Here is a 15,238-nt window from a genome sequence, read left to right on the forward strand (position 1 = left end):
CGGTGGATGCGGCATCCTGGGAACATGAGCAGGTATGCAGCGGCGAAGCCGTACACGGTGCCCCTGTCGCTCGATGAACTGGGCGGGCCGACGGAGGGGGTCATCCGGCTGCCTCGGCACATTGACTGGGGGCCGGACTACGGTTACGAGCTGACCGACGAAGCCGACCTCGCGGTGATGTACGAGCGGGTGATCCGTGAAGCCCAGACGGTGGAAGACCTGGCCGGCTTCCTGGACGCAGCCACGCTGCGACGTCTGTGGGCGAGCCTGATCATCCCCGCGCCGGCGAGGGTGTTGTGGGAGGGTCGCTTTCCGGAACTGGCCCGACGAGCGGCTGCGGCGTAGTGGAAGAGCTGCACCATCGCCTGATCAGGATCGGGCTGGACGCGCTGGCGGACGACTTCGGCTACGCCTTGGCCGGTGGGTACGCCATCCAGGCCCATCACGTCGTTCAACGCCTCAGCGACGACGTGGACCTGTTCACTCCGATCGATCGTCGCAGCGAGATGCCAGCGGCAACGGACCGAAATCGTGGGGGCGTACGAGCAAGCGGGCTTTCGCGTCGAGCGGGGTCACTGCTCGGATACGTACGTCCGCCTCCAGGTCACCGATCTCGGCACGGGTGCAACCTCCAAGGTCGAACTTGTCGCGGAGTTCCTCGAGTACGAGCCTGTTCCATCAGAGTTGGGTCCTGTGCTGCATCGGGACGACGTGGCTGCAGGGAAGATGGAAGCCTTGTTCACCCGTGCAGAGGCTCGTGACTTCATCGACGTGGATGCCCTGCTGGGCGTGGGCTACACCCGCCAGCAGCTGATCCAGCTCGCCGCCCAACGGGACGCGGGGTTCGACCTCGCCGTACTTGCCGACATGTTCGGCAGTGTGGGGCGCTTCAATGATCGTCAGTTCACTGCCTATGGAGTGGATGCCGAGCGGGTGTGCGCGATCAGAGCTCAGTTCGCGGACTGGCGAGAGGAACTCAGGCGACTCGGATAGGCGACTGCTCGATCTCCGTTTGAATCGCTCGCCGTGCCAGATCCGTGCCAGATGGGGGAGCGACGAGCGGGCATCCACGGTCACCGGCGGGCACCCGACCCACCGGGGCCACCCACCTGGGCACGCGCCGGCTCAGGGGCCTGATTACTTCCAGGCGCTCCTGAAGCCGGCGTCGCAGGTTCGAATCCTGGGGCCGCCGCGGTGATCGTCATGGTCGCCGCTGGGCCGCAGGCGCTGCGCGAGAGCGAGCGGGCGTCAGGAACCTTGCGCCTGCCTGTGGACGGCCCCGCCGACCAGCTCGAACGATGCCGGCTGCAGTGGCAGCGGCTCGGGGAGGGTGCCCCAGCCGCCGACCCGAGCGATGGGCGGAAAGCGGGCACCGGATGGCGAATCGCAGACGGAATTTCCGCAATGGAGACTTCGCCGACGACTGGCCCTTGGTATCAAGGTCAACGCCACTTGGCTTGAGTTGACCGGATAGAGCGCTGGACTGCATGGGTCGTGTCCCGTGGAGGGTTTTCCCGGCCGAATGCGGAACTGCGACCGTCAGATGGAAAGCGGCGGCTGCACACGAAGTGCAGCCGCCGTGGCGTCGACGGTCGCTTGGCTCGGACCCGTCAACAGCCCCAGTTCGAGTTGCAGCACATCGAGTTGTAGCACGCGCTGCCGTCGCTGGTGGGCGTGCTCAGCGCGCTCAAGTCCGTGTCTCCGGACATCGCGACGAACTCGACATCCAGGTCGAACAGGTCCGCTGCGTCAAGTGCCATCGGCTCTCCGAGGACCGCGTTCATGACATACCCCCTCCATGTAGGACCGCCCCGTGCGGCCGCTGCCCTGTTGTAGCACGGCCCTGAATTGCGGTCATTTCATGAAGCGGTGCCTCCTATTCCGCCGCTATCGCGCGACCAGGCGACTTCCACCGCCTTGCGGCCAAGACCAGCGCAATTCCGTTCGTCAGCAGTCCGCCCCCTGGCGTGAAAATTTCACAGCGCATTGCCAACAGCGCACAGGGCGCTGTTGAATCAGCGGCCAGGGCGCACGGGACCGCCCATGGTACGAGGAGAGAGGACATGACTGTGGGTCTTATCTTCCAGGCCGCACAAGTCGCGCTCGTACGCACACCGCTGCTGCCCTCCGCGGCTGCGCAGGCCACCCGGGTCGACCTCTCACCCGGAGTGAGCGGCTACCCGCAGCGGCTCGCGGAGTACCTGTGCCGACTGGCGCGCGATCCTCTGCTGCGCGAGGCAGTGGAGGTCTCAAGTTCCTCACTCATGAACACCGTGTACCGAGTCGAGCGCGGCGATGAAGTCGCCGAGGCCAAGCTCGAACGCGCGGTGTTCGCCCTGACCCGCTACCTGCTGCGCATGTCCGGTCGCCCGACGCCGTTCGGCCTGTTCGCCGGGGTGGCACAAGCCGGCTTCGGCGATCGCACCGTGGTACGTCTTGGCAGCGACCATCGCAAGGCCGTCAGGGTCGACACCGATTGGATCGCGACTCTGGTCAGCACGTGGGAGCAGGACGACGTCGTGCTCCCACAACTGCAGGTGGTGCACAATGATTTGTGCTTCATGCGCGGCGACCGTCTCGTGCTGCCGTATGTGCGCGGCGACGCGACTGCTGCGGCCGCGCAGCGTACTGCGCCGGCGTCCGGCACAGCGACGCTGATGCGTGAGCTCAATGTCCGGGCAACTCCCTTGGTCTGCGCCGCGCTCGCACGCACCGCCGAGCCGATCGGCTTTGGCGCACTCCTCCGGGCTCTGCGCAGCGATTTCCCCCAGGCGCCGGACACAGCGATCTCAGGCATGCTGCGCGACTTGATCCGCCGGGAGATCTTGCTGACCGAACTGCGTCCGGCCCAGTGGAGCGACGACCCGCTGCAGCATGTGCGCGACAGGCTTCCGGCCGGTGACGGCCGCAGTCGGCTCGACGAGGTCGCCCGGTTACTCGCGGACTATGCTTCCCAGCTGCCGGGCGAGGGTATCCGCGCCTGGCGGTCGGCACTCGGCACGATGCGCGACCTCGCGCCCAGTGAGCGCCCGCCGATCCAGGTCGATGTCGCGCTTGACGCGCAGATCCAGCTGAACGCCGCGGTCGCCGGAGAGGTGGAACGCGCCGCGACGGCTCTGTGGCGCATGGCCCCGCCGCGCAACGGCCCGGCGCACCTGCGCGAGTATCTCGACGCTTTTATCGAGAAGTACGGCATCGGGAGGTACGTCCCCCTCGTCGACGTCCTCGACGAGCATCGCGGTCTTGGGCCGCCGGCCGGATACCAACTTCCCAGCGGGGGGCGTCGGCTCGACACCGCGACCCAGAAGCAGGACGGCGAAGGCGCACGCGAACGCTTGCTCGCCGAGTTGGCGCTGGCCTCGCTGAGCCACGATGCCGGCGATGCCGAAGTGGTGCTCGACAACGCGCTGCTCGACCGCTTGGCGCAGTCGGCCGAGGCGCCGCCCGTGGCCGGGTCCGAGTTGTGTGTGCAGCTGTTCGCACCGAGTGCGGCGGCGCTGGACGCGGGAGACTTCCAACTGGCCGTTGCGCCAGGCGGCGGCTCGTTCCGGCCCGGTGCCATGCTCGGACGCTTCGCGCGGCTGATCGGAGCCGAGGACTCCTTGCGTGCGGTCAATGATGCGGCGTACCGGCCCGATGGCGACGACACACGTGACCCCCTCCTCGCTCAGCTGTTCTTCCAGGCGCGGCTCGACCGAGCGGCGAACGTGGCCCAAGTGCCCGCCGTGCTTCCGCACGCGATCACGGTCGGGATGTACGCGGGTCCGCCCGGAGCGACCGTCATCGACCTCGCCGACCTCGCGGTGGTGGCGGATCGCGAGCGACTCTCTGTTGTGTCCATGCAGCTCGGCCGCGAAGTGGTTCCGCTCATGCCACACGTTCTCGCGGTCGACCGGGCGGCCCCGAACGCGGCGCGCTTTCTGAGCGAGGTGGCCAACAGCGGCTTCCGGCATTGGGCCGTGTGGTCGTGGGGTTCCTTGGAGGTGTTGCCGCGACTCCCTCGGGTGCGCTACGGCCGCACGATCCTCGCTCCCGCGCGCTGGCGGCCCGACACTGTGATCGCTGCGGCTGCGTCGGACGCCGGCACTGACTGGGGACGGGACCTGGTGGCATGGCGCGAGCGATGGCGTGTGCCGGACCGGATCCAGGTGATGCTGGGCGACCATCGGGTTGATCTCGACCTGCGAGTGCCGCTGCACCAGCAGCTGCTCCGTCACGAACTGCGCCGGCATCCGGACATGCTCGTGCTGGAGTCGCCCGGCGGCCGACTGTCGCCCACCGGCTGGTTGTCCGGGCACGCCAACGAGATCGTCGTGCCCCTGGTGGCACGCGAGCAGCCGCGGCGTCCACGGATACCCGTCCGGTCGGCGGCATCGACCGCACGCGCACGCATGGTGCATCCGAGGTATCAGGTAGGCGGTGAATGGCTGTACGCGAAGGCGTATGCAAGCCCTGAGCTGCAGGACGCCTTACTGGCACGGCAGGTGGCGCAGTTGGTCCGAGCGCTGCCCGAGGACGTGGACCGGTGGTTCTTCATCCGGTACCGCGATCCCCGACCGCACCTGCGGCTGCGGTTTCACGGCGACCCGGAGGCGTTGGCCACGCGCCTGGTGCCATTGCTGCACCAGTGGGCGCAGACGTGCATCGACGCCGGGTCGATCAGCGAGCTCCTCCTCGCGGCGTACGAGCCCGAAGTACACCGCTACGGCGGCGCGGAGGCGCTGACCGCGGCGGAGGAGCTCTTCCACGCCGATAGTGAGGCGGTACTCGCGCAGTTGCGGCTCCCCAAGCCGGTCGCTGCGGCGGTGCCCGCCCACATGATGGCGGCCGCGAACCACAGCGCGCTGCTGGACGGACTGGGTGTGGCGGATTGGCCGCGCTGGGTGCGCGACGCCTATCCGATGAAGCATCACGACGTATTCCGGCAGGAGCGGGGACTCGCGCTGCGCCTGGTGGATCCGGCGGACCCCGGGGCGGCGTTGCTGGCACTGCCAGGCGCACAAGGAGTGGCGGACACCTGGTTCCGGCGGCAGAAGGCCGCGATCCGCTATGGCGAGGTGCTGCGCGCTCAAGGCGGAGAGGCGCTGGTTCTGGATTGCGCGGGCAGCGTGCTGCACATGCATGCGAACCGGCTGCTGGGCGTGGACCGGGAGGCGGAGGAACGCTCGTACGCCCTGCTCCATGGAGCCGCGCGCGCCTTCCTCGGGCGCACCGCCGCCGCCGCTGCCGGTGCCGGTGCCGGTGCCCTCGGATGACCACTCCTCACGCTGCGGCAGTGGATGCCGTGAACGAGATCGCACGCCGACTGGCCGACCCGGAGGCGCTGCGTCACGGCGTACTGCAGGGCGGTGCGTGGGTACAGCACGCGCAGGGGGTGCGCGTTCCGGCGTTCATCCCCCTGTCCTTCGGGTCCGGGTATCCCGCGGCCGCGCTGCTCTTCGCCGAACTGGGACGACGGGATCCGTCGTACCGCGAAGTTGCTCACCGGCATCTCACGAAAGCTGCCGAACATGTCGCCGGCCTCGGCGCCGGCGTCGAGGTCGGCGGGCTGCACGGCGGGATCGGCGCGCTGGCTTTCGCACTGCGGATGGCCGCGCACCGTGCCGGTGCCTACACGACGATCCTCAAGAAGCTGGACGACGCGCTCCACAGGCAGTGCAGGCGGCTGGTGGCCTCGGAGACCGACCGGATGGCGCGCGGGGAGCCGGTTGCCTTCCACACGTACGACACGGTCAGCGGGCTCACCGGCCTGGGTCGCTACCTGTTGCTGGCAGGCGGGCCGGGTCAGGGCGAGCTCAAGGAAGTGCTGGCTTGTCTGGTGGCGCTGACCGAGCCCACAGCGCATGTTGACGGGCGGTCAGCGCGACGGCCGGGCTGGTGGGCAGGTCACCCGCCGTTCCTCGGTGAGCGCGGTCCGAGGGAGCATGCGAATCTCGGGCTGGCGCACGGAATCGCCGGGCCCCTGGCACTGCTCGCGCTGGCCTGGGAGGCAGGAATACGAGTACCGGGGCAGGACCGCGCAGTGCAGCGCGTCGTCGACTGGTTGCTCGACAACCGCGGGTTCGATGAAGCGGGAGCCTACTGGCCGGCCTTCGTCGCTGGAGCACCCGCTGGGCCCAGTACCGGTGGACCGCGTGGTGTGCCGAAACGGTGGGGGCCGGCATGGTGTTACGGCAGTCTCGGCACCGCGCGCGCGGTGCAGCTGGCCGGCCGGGCGTTCAACGAGCGGGAATGGGTTGGCGCGGCAAGCGCGGCGATCACTGCGGAAGCCGCGCGTATCCAGGAGCTGACGGAGGGCGACTGCGGCCTGTGTCATGGCTGGGCGGGCCACCTACAGGTGCTGTCGCGTTTCGAACGCGACGTGCCCGGGACGGTACCTGCCGGACTCGCCGACCTGCTCGCGGAGCGTGTGCTGGCGGGTGCGCGCCTGGAGTCGGCGTTCCTCTTCCCCTTCCAGCGCCCGGATGGCAGCGTGGCCGACGAACCGGGCCTGCTGCAAGGTGCTGTCGGAGTCGCCCTCGCACTGACGCACTACACGGACCCGGATGCGCCGGGCACGGAATGGGACGCGGCATTGCTTCTCGGCTGACTGAATGCCGGGGCATGCGCCTGGATTCCTACGTCGCCCGGGTCGGGCGGCGTTGGACGACGTCGGCGGTGACTGTTGTTACCAGGTTGTGGACGGCTGTGGTGGGGCTGGAGTCGCGGTCGGCGAAGAGGAGGTGGCCGCCGCCGACCAGCGAGAGGGTGAGGGAGTCGATGTCGGCGTCGGCGGCGATGCGGCCCAGTTCGCGCTCGTCGGTGAGGTAGGCGGCGACCGCGGCGGTGGCCTGGGTGAGGATCGCGATGCCGCCTCCGGGCCTGGCCTGCCGCAGGCGTGCGCGGAGCTCGTCGCGGAAGGTGATGAGCGGGATGATCGCCACCGGGACCGGGCCGAAGAGCGCGGTAAGCGCGGCGGTGAGGTTGTCGGCCACGGTGCCGGTGCCGGCGGACTCGCGCAGCGCAGCCGCATGCGTTTCGAGTTGGTCGGCCCGGTCGAGCACCAGGTCGGTGAGGAAGGCGTCGAAGTCGGCGAAGTGCCGGTGCAGGACACCTTTTGCGCAGCCCGCCTCGTCGGTGACGGCCCGGCTGGTCAGGCCGTTCGGGCCGTCCCGCAGCAGTACGCGTTCGGCGGCGTCGAAGAGTTGCTGCCGCGCGTCGCGGAGGTGCACCCCAGTCGGCACTCGCGGATCCTCTCGCTCACGTGAACCTGTCGGCAATCGTTGCCCAGTGGGCGAACGCCCACTAAGGTGGGCGCATGCCCACTCTACCGCGAGAGCAACCGGACCCGCCCCCGACGGAGTCGCACCGGGCCAGGCGGATGGCCGAGTCCTTCGGTGTGGACGCGCAACGCTACGACCAGTCCCGGCCGGGCTATCCCGAGGCACTGGTGGCGCGGATCGTTGCCGGAAGCCCCGGGACCGACGTGCTCGACGTCGGCTGCGGCACCGGTATCGCAGCCCGTCAGTTCCAGGCCGCCGGCTGCACCGTGCTGGGCGTCGAGCCCGATGTGCGGATGGCGGAGTTCGCGCGGGCCCGGGGACTGCAGGTCGAGGTCTCGTCCTTCGAAGCCTGGGAGTCGGGCGGCCGGAGGTACGACGCGGTCGTCGCCGCCCAGTCGTGGCACTGGGTGGATCCGGTCGCCGGTGCCGTGAAAGCGGCGGAGGTGTTGCGCCCGGGAGGTCGGCTGGCGATCTTCGGGCACGTGTACGAGCCGGCGCCCGAGGTGGCCGAAGCCTTCGCCGCCGTCTACCGCCGGGTGGTGCCCGACTCTCCGTTCAACCGCCCGCAGACCCGGAGTCCGCTCGACCTGTACCAGGCGATGTACGCGAATGTCGCCGACCGGATCCGCGAGGCCGGGATCGAGGCAGGGGTTGGGGCTGGGGCTGGAACCCGGTGCTTCGACGAACCCGAGCAGTGGCGCTTCGACTGGGAGAAGTCCTACACCCGCGACGCGTGGCTGGAGCTGCTCCCCACCACCGGCGGCCTCACCCAGCTCCGCCCCGAGCAGGTGACCGAGGTCCTGGACGCGGTCGGCGCCGCCATCGACTCCCTGGGCGGAGCCTTCACGATGACGTACACCACCCTGGCCACGACCGCCGTACGAACCGACGCCATCTGATCGACCCCGGCCGACGGCGGTTTGCTACCGTCGTCCGGGTCAGGTCAACAGTTCGGGGGCATGGGCATGGCAGGGTTCAAGACACCTCCGCAGAGCGACTTCCACACCTACTCGGGGCTGATGACCACTCAGGGCGGGCATCTCTCCACGCTCAACCAGTGGTGCGGCAACCAGTGTTCGGAGACCACCGGACTGGACGGGCTGCTGATGCTGCTGCGGCCGGTGGTTCCGGAGTTCTCCGGCTTCTTCTCCGAGAAGATCAGCCAGTGCGTGCGCGGGATGGCCCTGGTCTCCTCCAAGGTGAACCAGACCAGCGCCGAGTACTTCAGCACGGACCAGGACGTGGCCGCCCAGCTGGCCAAGCTCTACCCGGCGCCGATCACCGGCTTCCCCGACGTCGGCGCCATTCCCGGCACCTCGCTCGTCGGCAACTTCACCGACCAGGACGTGACCCTGACCGAGCCCGCCAGCGGTGCCGAGGACACGGCCAAGAACATCGAGCACCAGCTGATGATCATCCGTCAGGGCTTCGGCGCGGGACCGCTGGCGACGGCGGAGAAGGTCTTCAAGTACTTCACCGGCCAGAGCCTGGTCGGGCTGCTGCTCGAACCGCTGGCCGGGAAGTACGGGCAGTTGCTGTATCTGCACGACGCCTACGGCCAGCTCGGCGACGGCCTCTACACGGTCGCCGGAACGATCAGGAAGGGCTCCTGGGGACTCGCCCAGGAGTGGACCGGATCCGCGGCCACAGCTTTCGACTCCTACCTGTTCAGCTGGAGCATGGGGATCGGCGGGCTGGGCGACGCGGCCAAGGTCGTGGCGAAGATCTACAAGGACGGGTACGACGCGGTCGTACTGCTGGTCCAGGCCGCGCTGCGGGAGATGGACTCGCTGCTGAACAACGTACTGCCCAAGCTGGCCGAGGACGGCGGCGAGATGGTGGAGGGCGATGCCGCGATCGAGGCAATCGGGGGCGGTCCCGAGGACCCGGTCGCCGATGTCGTCGCCGGCGTGTTCACGGCCTACAAGATGTACAAGATATACAAGGACATAGCCCTGGCCATCACGATCATCAACGCTGTCGAGACCATCTTCACCTCCATCCAGAAGGCGATCAAGGGCATCGAGAACGGTGTGCAGGCCGTCGCCAAGATGATCAACTCGCCGATGCCGACCATCGGCAGCCTGGTCAACGACGTCGAGAACCGCGGCTTCGACTTCGAGAAGGGCGCCTGGGATCCCACCCTCGGTGCGGTCAGGGTCGGGATGCTCCCCTCGGCCTGAGCTCCCCGCGCTCCCCGCTTCCCACGATCGGAGAACCGCCCCATGTCATCAGCCTTCCACGGCAGCGGCCTAGGCGGCCGGCCCCTCGGTGAACGGGGCGGGCAGCGCAGCCCGTCCGCGCCGCCGGCGGCCCCTCCCGCAGACGCGCCGCCGCAGGGCACCGTCGCGGACTCCTGGCAGGCGGCCACCGAGAGCCCGGAGCAGCGGGCCATCGCCGCGCGCATCTATGCCGAGCTCAAGGCCGGTGCCGACGTCGACCAGGTCCGGCACCTCATCGGCCAACTGGAGCAGACAGTGAAGAGCCGGGCCCGCTCGGTCGGGAGGGGGCGACGATGATCGAGCAACTGCGCGAGTGCACGCTCACCAGCAGGCACACCCTGCACAGCACCACCTTCGAGGTGTCCGTCGACGTCGAAGGGCAGCCGAAGCCGGTCGCGCGCCTGCACAAGGACCATGTCTTCACCTCCGTGCACGCGCTGTCCGTCCTCACCGGTCCTGGCCTGGACGTGCTGGAGGGGTGGGTGACGCCGCGCTGGGCGGCGACTGCGGATGAGCAGCGGACCCGGATCGGCACGGTGGACCACAGCGACAGCCGGGTGGTCGGCGGCGAGCAGTGGACCTTCGAGCAGCACGGCCTGCCCACCCTGGTCGGCCGTCCGACCGGCGCTACCCGGGCCCGCTACAGCGGCCCGCTCAACCTGGTGCCGATGAAGCGAACCATGGACATGCTCTTCAGCTACCGGGTCCGGTTCCAGGGCCCCGGGTCCGAGGGCTTCGAGTTCGCCCGGCTGACCGGTACCGGGCACCCCCGCTATTCGCTCCACCTCCACGACGACCGCGTCAGTACCCTGCTCGCCCTCTCGGCGGTCTACTACTACGACCGCGTCCTTGACGACGCCCCCCGCAAGAGCCTGATGAACACCTTCGGGACCTTCCTCCCCGGCAAGTGAGGCCGCGTCCGGGACCAGGGTCGGGGGCCCGGGACCCCGGGGGTAACCGCGGGGTGGAGTTGGGTGGTTCCCGCATTACGGACGGTGTCCGGGATTCCTAGTGTGATCTTCGGAGGCACGCAGCCGCGTGCCCGTGGCCCGGGGAGTTGCGATTCCCCCGTCCGATCGGAGGTCCCACGGTGATCGAAGCCCGTGGCCTGAGCAAGAAGTACGGCGGAGTGCAGGCGGTGAGCGATCTGAGCTTCGAGGTCCGGCCCGGCGTGGTGACCGGGTTCCTCGGGCCGAACGGCTCGGGGAAGTCCACGACGATGCGGATGGCGCTGGGACTCGACGCGCCGGACCGGGGCACGGTCAGGATCGGCGGTCGGCGCTACCGCGATCTGGCCTGGCCGTTGCGCGAGGTCGGTTCGCTGCTGGAGGCGCGCTCGTTCCATCCGGGCCGAAGCGCGCGGGCGCATCTGAGCGCCCTGGCGGCCGGCAACGCCATCCCGGCGTCCCGGGTCGGCGAGGTGCTGGAGCTCACCGGCCTGGCGGGGGCGGCGGGGCGCCGGGCCGGGAAGTTCTCCCTCGGCATGGCCCAGCGCCTGGGCATCGCGGCGGCGCTGCTGGGCGATCCGGGGGTGCTGCTGCTCGACGAGCCGATCAACGGGCTCGACCCCGAGGGCATCCGGTGGATCAGGGACCTGATGAAGTCGCTGGCCGCGGAGGGCCGGACGGTGTTCGTCTCCAGCCACCTGATCAGCGAGATGGCCCTGACCGCGACGCGGGTGATCGTGATCGGCGGGGGCCGGCTGCTCGCCGACACCACGGTGGACGAGTTGTCCGCCGGGGCGGCGTCGCTGGAGGACGCGTTCCTGCAACTGACCTCCGCCAGCGCCGAGTTCCGCGCGGACGGCGGAGAGCGCAGCCCCGGCGGCCGGGCGGGCGGAGACTCCGGATACTCCCAGTACCCGATGGCGAGGAGGTCGTCATGACCGGGATCACTGTGAGCGGCACGGACAACGCGAGCGGCACACGCGGCCGGAGCCGCGCCGTCAGCGGCGGGCACTACCGGTTCCGGCATGCCGCCCGGATGGAGTGGGTCAAACTCCGTACCCTGCGTTCGACCTGGTGGACCCTGGGGATCACCGCGGTCGGCGCGGTGGCCATCGGCGTGGGCGTCGGGGCCGGCACCCGTGACGGCTCCGGCGACCTGACGAACAACGCGCTGGTCGGGATGGTCCCCGGGCTGCTGCTCACCGGGGTGCTCGGGGTGCTGGTGACGACGGCCGAGTACAGCTCCGGCATGATCCGCTCCACGCTGGCCGCGATCCCGCGCCGACCGCTGGCGCTGGCGGCCAAGGCCGCGGTGTTCGGCGCGCTGGCGCTGGCCTTCGGGGAGCTCGCCTCGTTCGCCTCCTTCTTCGCCGGCGGGGCGGCCCTCGGGCACGGCATCGCGGCGCCCACGCTGGGCCGGCCGGGCGTACTGCGCGCCGTGGTGTTCTCCGGGATGAGCTTCGCCCTGATCGGTCTGATCGGCGTCGGCCTGGGCGCCATCGTGCGCCACACCGCGGCGGCGATCGCCATGGTGGTCGGGGGTGTGTACGTGCTGGGGCAGGTAGTCGGCGCGCTCGCACACGCGGCGGCGCCGTACATGCCGATTCTGATCGTCGCGAACTCGCTCAGCACCACCAGGCCGCCGACCTGCAGCGCGGGCTCCGGATCGTGCCCGCAGATGCTCTCGGCCTGGTCGGGTCTCGGCATGCTCGGCCTGTACGCCGCGGTGGTCCTGGTCATCGGCGGGTGGCTGCTCGCCCGGCGCGACGCCTGAGCGGGGAAATAGGATCAGCGGCATGGGCAGCAAGGGGCCGGGGAGCAGGAGCGGGCCGGTCAACGCCGTCCCGCGGGCCCCGTTCGGGCGGCGGGCCCGGCGGGAGCTGGCGTTCTGCCTGCTCGGGCTTCCGTTCGTGGTGCTCAACGCGTTCACGGTCTTCTTCGCCGTGGTCCTGCTGCTGACGCTGACGGGTCGGCAGCCGTGGACCGTCGACGACAACCCGAGTCCGTGGACCGTGCTGGTGGCGGTGTCCGTCGTGGTGCTGCTGACCTTGCTGCTGGTGGTGTCGGGCGGCGCGCGGCGGCTCGGCGCGAGCTGCCGGTGGGCGGTCGGCTTCCTGCTCGGCGAGCAGGTCGCGGCTCCGCCGCCGCCCCCGGGGCGGTCAGGACGGGGACGCCGGGGCGGGGGCGGACTGCGCGCCGCGCTGGGCGACGGCCCGTCGTGGCGCGCGGTGGCGTACCTCTTCCTCAAGCTGCCGACCGCGCTGCTGGAGGCCTATGCCGCCCTGGTGTTCTGGGGCGCGGGACTGGTGAACCTGACCTACCCGTTCTGGTGGAACTCCTTCCGCAACCACCCCGACGGCACGCGGCTCAGCCCGGTGCCCGTGGTGACGCCGTTCGACTGGTCCGGCGCCGGGCACTTCCAGATCACCACCTTCCCCGGCACCTTCGCCGCCCTCGGCGCGGGCGTGGGCATGCTGCTCGCCGCCCCGTGGGTGACCAGGGCCGTGGTGGCCGGCGACCGGTGGCTCATCCGCAACCTGCTCGGTCCGCGGCCGCTCGCCCAGCGGCTGACCGACCTCGAACACACCCGCGCCCTGGCGGTCGACGACGCCGCCGCACGGCTCCGCCGCCTGGAGCGCGACCTGCACGACGGCGCCCAGATCCGGCTGGCCACCCTGGCGCTGAACCTCGGCATGGCCAAGCGGAAGCTCGGCGAGAGCGGCGCGGTCCCGCACCCGGACGAGGCCAGGGAGCTGGTGGACGCCGCACTCCAGGGCGCCAAGGACGCGCTGAGCGAGCTGCGGGAACTGGCCCGCGGCATCCATCCGGCGGTGCTCGACACCGGCCTCGCCGACGCGCTCGCCACACTCGTCGCGGGCAACGCGGTCCCCACCGAGTTGACCGCGGACATCACGGTCAGGCCGACTCCGGCGATCGAGACGATCGCCTACTTCTGCACCGCGGAACTGCTGGCCAACGCCACCAAGCACAGTGGGGCCGGGCTGATCGCGATCGAGGTGACCCAACGGGCGGAGGTCCTGGTGCTGCGGATCGCGGACGACGGGCGCGGCGGGGCGGACCCGGCCCGCGGCAGCGGCCTGTCCGGGCTGAAGGACCGGGTCGCGGTGGTGGACGGCAGACTGGACATCACCAGCCCGCCCGGCGGTCCGACCCGGGCCACCGTGGTACTCCCCCTTCGCGCCTAGGAGTCCGCTGATGCGCATCGTGATCGCCGAGGACGCGGCCCTGTTCCGGGCCGGGCTGGTGCGGCTGCTGGAGGACGACGGCCATACCGTGTGCGCCGCGGTGGCCGACGGCGGCGCGATGCTCTCCGCGGCGGTCGAGCACCGGCCCGACGTCGTGATCGCGGACATCCGGATGCCGCCCACCTTCACCGACGAGGGCCTGCGCGCCGCCCTCGAACTGCGACGCACCCACCCGGACACATCCGTCCTCGTCCTGTCCCAGTACATCGAGACCCGGTACGCGGCCAGCCTGCTGCACGGCAGTCCCGCGGGCGTGGGCTACCTGCTCAAGGAGCGCGTGGCCGACGTCGCGGAGTTCACCGACGCCGTCACCCGCGTGGCCGCCGGCGGGACGGCGCTGGACCGCGAGGTCGTCAGCCAACTGCTCGCCGCCAGCCACCGCACCGGCGGGCTCGACCCGCTGACCCCTCGGGAACGCGAGGTGCTCGCCCTGATGGCCGAGGGCCGCTCCAACACCGGCATCGCCGCAGCCCTCGTGCTCACCCTCGGAACGGTCGAGAAGCACATCGCCAGCATCTTCACCAAGCTCGACCTGCCGCCCTCGGAGGGCGACAACCGCCGCGTACTCGCAGTTCTGCGCCACCTCGACGCCTGACCTGCCGGGGAACGTCTGTGCGGGGGCGGGGCGTTCTTTCGGGGTGGGCGGATTCGGGATCATCAGCGAAGTGTTCATGCCGAGCAGCCGCTACCGCGAGGAAGAGCGGAACCGGCTTGAGTGGACCCGCGACGACGAGGGGGAGGGCGACCCCTACCGAGGGCCGATAGACCTGGACGGCGGCAAGGTCGTGGTCCGGCTTCCGGTACCGCCGGACGGGGACGAGGCGGAGTAGTCCTGAGGAGTCCCGGAGAGCGCTCCGGGAGACGGTGGAGCGCGTCGCGGCAGGGGTGCTGCCGTTGCGGGCGTGGGGCGGCTACTTCGGTGCGGCGGTGCCGTCCGGGGTCGCCGGGGCGAGGACGTCCCTGGCGTCCAGGAGGTCGCTGACGAAGGCTTCCGGGGCGGTGGTGAGGGCCTGGGCGCGTTCGGGTTCGGTGATCGGGACGACGTTGATGACGCGGACCGCGGCGGTGGTGGTCTCCAGGAAGCCCGGCTGGTCCATGGTCCAGGGGCCGGCCAGGAAGGCGTGGTGGTGGGCCGGGAAGGTGGGAAGGTCGGAGCCGAAGGTGACGATCTCGCCCCAGCCGAGCGGGCGGCCGAAGGTCCAGGGGTGGGCGGCCAGGTTCGCCAGGTGGATCGCGATGCGTCCTTCGTCCTCGGCGCTGACCGGGCCGCGTCGCCGCAGTCGGAGCTCCGCGCGGTCGCCGACGGCGCGTCCCTCGGCCGACGGCATCGGCTCGACGGACATGCCGACCGTGGTGAAGACGGTGGCGGCCGAGGGGTCGGTGGTGCGGTGGACCAGGATGTCGATGCGGGCGAGCGGGCCGGGGCCGTTGTCGAACGCGATGCCGTTGTCCTCCTCTCCCAGTTCCTGCTGCAGGGCGTGGAAGAGGTCACGGAGGATGACGGGTGCGTTCATGTTCGGGACTCTACACAGCGCTCGGAC

Annotated in this window: 16 protein-coding genes; 13 read left to right on the forward strand and 3 right to left on the reverse strand. The window is 70.4% G+C overall.

Going from position 1 to position 15,238, the window contains the following annotated elements:
• Positions 1-24: 24 nt before the first annotated feature.
• Both TR46_RS17005 and TR46_RS17010 read left to right on the forward strand, forming a co-directional pair.
• On the forward strand, positions 25-345 hold the full coding sequence (locus TR46_RS17005) for a hypothetical protein (RefSeq protein WP_042401385.1): 321 nt from the start codon (positions 25-27) through the stop codon (positions 343-345).
• A gap of 186 nt (positions 346-531) precedes the next feature.
• Positions 532-993 carry a nucleotidyl transferase AbiEii/AbiGii toxin family protein gene (locus TR46_RS17010; RefSeq protein WP_236655359.1) on the forward strand — a complete coding sequence of 154 codons (462 nt, stop codon included), beginning with the start codon at positions 532-534 and terminating at the stop codon, positions 991-993.
• Positions 994-1,610: 617 nt separating this feature from the next.
• Here the strand turns inward: TR46_RS17010 and TR46_RS42370 are convergent.
• On the reverse strand, positions 1,611-1,760 hold the full coding sequence (locus TR46_RS42370; RefSeq protein ID WP_161790148.1) for a hypothetical protein: 150 nt from the start codon (positions 1,758-1,760) through the stop codon (positions 1,611-1,613).
• 303 nt (positions 1,761-2,063) lie between these two features.
• On the opposite strand from TR46_RS42370, the gene TR46_RS17015 reads away from it, so the two are divergent.
• Both TR46_RS17015 and TR46_RS17020 read left to right on the forward strand, forming a co-directional pair.
• The gene (locus tag TR46_RS17015; RefSeq protein ID WP_052432875.1) at positions 2,064-5,255 is read left to right on the forward strand and encodes a lantibiotic dehydratase; all 3,192 of its coding nucleotides are present in this window, start codon (positions 2,064-2,066) and stop codon (positions 5,253-5,255) included.
• Between the two features lie 20 nt (positions 5,256-5,275).
• Complete coding sequence (locus TR46_RS17020; RefSeq protein ID WP_052432876.1) at positions 5,276-6,589, forward strand: lanthionine synthetase C family protein; 1,314 nt, start codon at positions 5,276-5,278, stop codon at positions 6,587-6,589.
• A 28-nt stretch (positions 6,590-6,617) separates the two neighbouring features.
• Here TR46_RS17020 and TR46_RS17025 read toward each other — a convergent pair whose 3' ends face one another.
• Complete coding sequence (locus TR46_RS17025) at positions 6,618-7,223, reverse strand: TetR/AcrR family transcriptional regulator (RefSeq protein ID WP_042401388.1); 606 nt, start codon at positions 7,221-7,223, stop codon at positions 6,618-6,620.
• Positions 7,224-7,297: 74 nt separating this feature from the next.
• Here TR46_RS17025 and TR46_RS17030 point away from each other — a divergent pair, with 74 nt between their 5' ends.
• The 9 genes from TR46_RS17030 (at position 7,298) to TR46_RS43120 (ending at position 14,527) form a co-directional block, all read left to right on the forward strand.
• Entirely contained in the window at positions 7,298-8,161 is an 864-nt protein-coding gene (locus TR46_RS17030; protein WP_042401391.1) for a class I SAM-dependent methyltransferase, read from the forward strand.
• A gap of 66 nt (positions 8,162-8,227) precedes the next feature.
• On the forward strand, positions 8,228-9,445 hold the full coding sequence (locus TR46_RS41155; protein ID WP_152626535.1) for a hypothetical protein: 1,218 nt from the start codon (positions 8,228-8,230) through the stop codon (positions 9,443-9,445).
• A 42-nt stretch (positions 9,446-9,487) separates the two neighbouring features.
• Positions 9,488-9,781 carry a hypothetical protein gene (locus tag TR46_RS17040; protein ID WP_042401398.1) on the forward strand — a complete coding sequence of 98 codons (294 nt, stop codon included), beginning with the start codon at positions 9,488-9,490 and terminating at the stop codon, positions 9,779-9,781.
• Positions 9,778-10,395: a hypothetical protein gene (locus tag TR46_RS17045; RefSeq protein ID WP_042401401.1), complete on the forward strand. Its 618-nt coding sequence runs from the start codon at positions 9,778-9,780 to the stop codon at positions 10,393-10,395. Before TR46_RS17040 ends, TR46_RS17045 begins: the two co-directional genes overlap by 4 nt.
• A 179-nt stretch (positions 10,396-10,574) precedes the next feature.
• Positions 10,575-11,369: an ABC transporter ATP-binding protein gene (locus TR46_RS17050; protein WP_084718612.1), complete on the forward strand. Its 795-nt coding sequence runs from the start codon at positions 10,575-10,577 to the stop codon at positions 11,367-11,369.
• Positions 11,366-12,205, forward strand: a complete 840-nt coding sequence (locus tag TR46_RS17055; RefSeq protein WP_201776410.1) for an ABC transporter permease — start codon at positions 11,366-11,368, stop codon at positions 12,203-12,205. The genes TR46_RS17050 and TR46_RS17055 overlap by 4 nt, the downstream gene beginning before the upstream one ends.
• A 22-nt stretch (positions 12,206-12,227) precedes the next feature.
• On the forward strand, positions 12,228-13,637 hold the full coding sequence (locus tag TR46_RS17060; RefSeq protein WP_042401405.1) for a sensor histidine kinase: 1,410 nt from the start codon (positions 12,228-12,230) through the stop codon (positions 13,635-13,637).
• A gap of 10 nt (positions 13,638-13,647) precedes the next feature.
• Positions 13,648-14,292, forward strand: a complete 645-nt coding sequence (locus TR46_RS17065; RefSeq protein ID WP_042401409.1) for a response regulator — start codon at positions 13,648-13,650, stop codon at positions 14,290-14,292.
• A gap of 76 nt (positions 14,293-14,368) precedes the next feature.
• A complete protein-coding gene (locus tag TR46_RS43120) occupies positions 14,369-14,527 on the forward strand; it encodes a DUF6191 domain-containing protein (protein ID WP_236655367.1) in 159 nt (52 codons plus the stop codon).
• Between the two features lie 81 nt (positions 14,528-14,608).
• Here TR46_RS43120 and TR46_RS17075 read toward each other — a convergent pair whose 3' ends face one another.
• Complete coding sequence (locus tag TR46_RS17075) at positions 14,609-15,211, reverse strand: suppressor of fused domain protein (protein ID WP_042401416.1); 603 nt, start codon at positions 15,209-15,211, stop codon at positions 14,609-14,611.
• Positions 15,212-15,238 lie beyond the last annotated feature (27 nt).

Origin of the sequence: Streptacidiphilus carbonis (assembly GCF_000787775.1) — a bacterium.
GTDB classification, from domain to species: Bacteria; Actinomycetota; Actinomycetes; order Streptomycetales; family Streptomycetaceae; genus Streptacidiphilus; species Streptacidiphilus carbonis.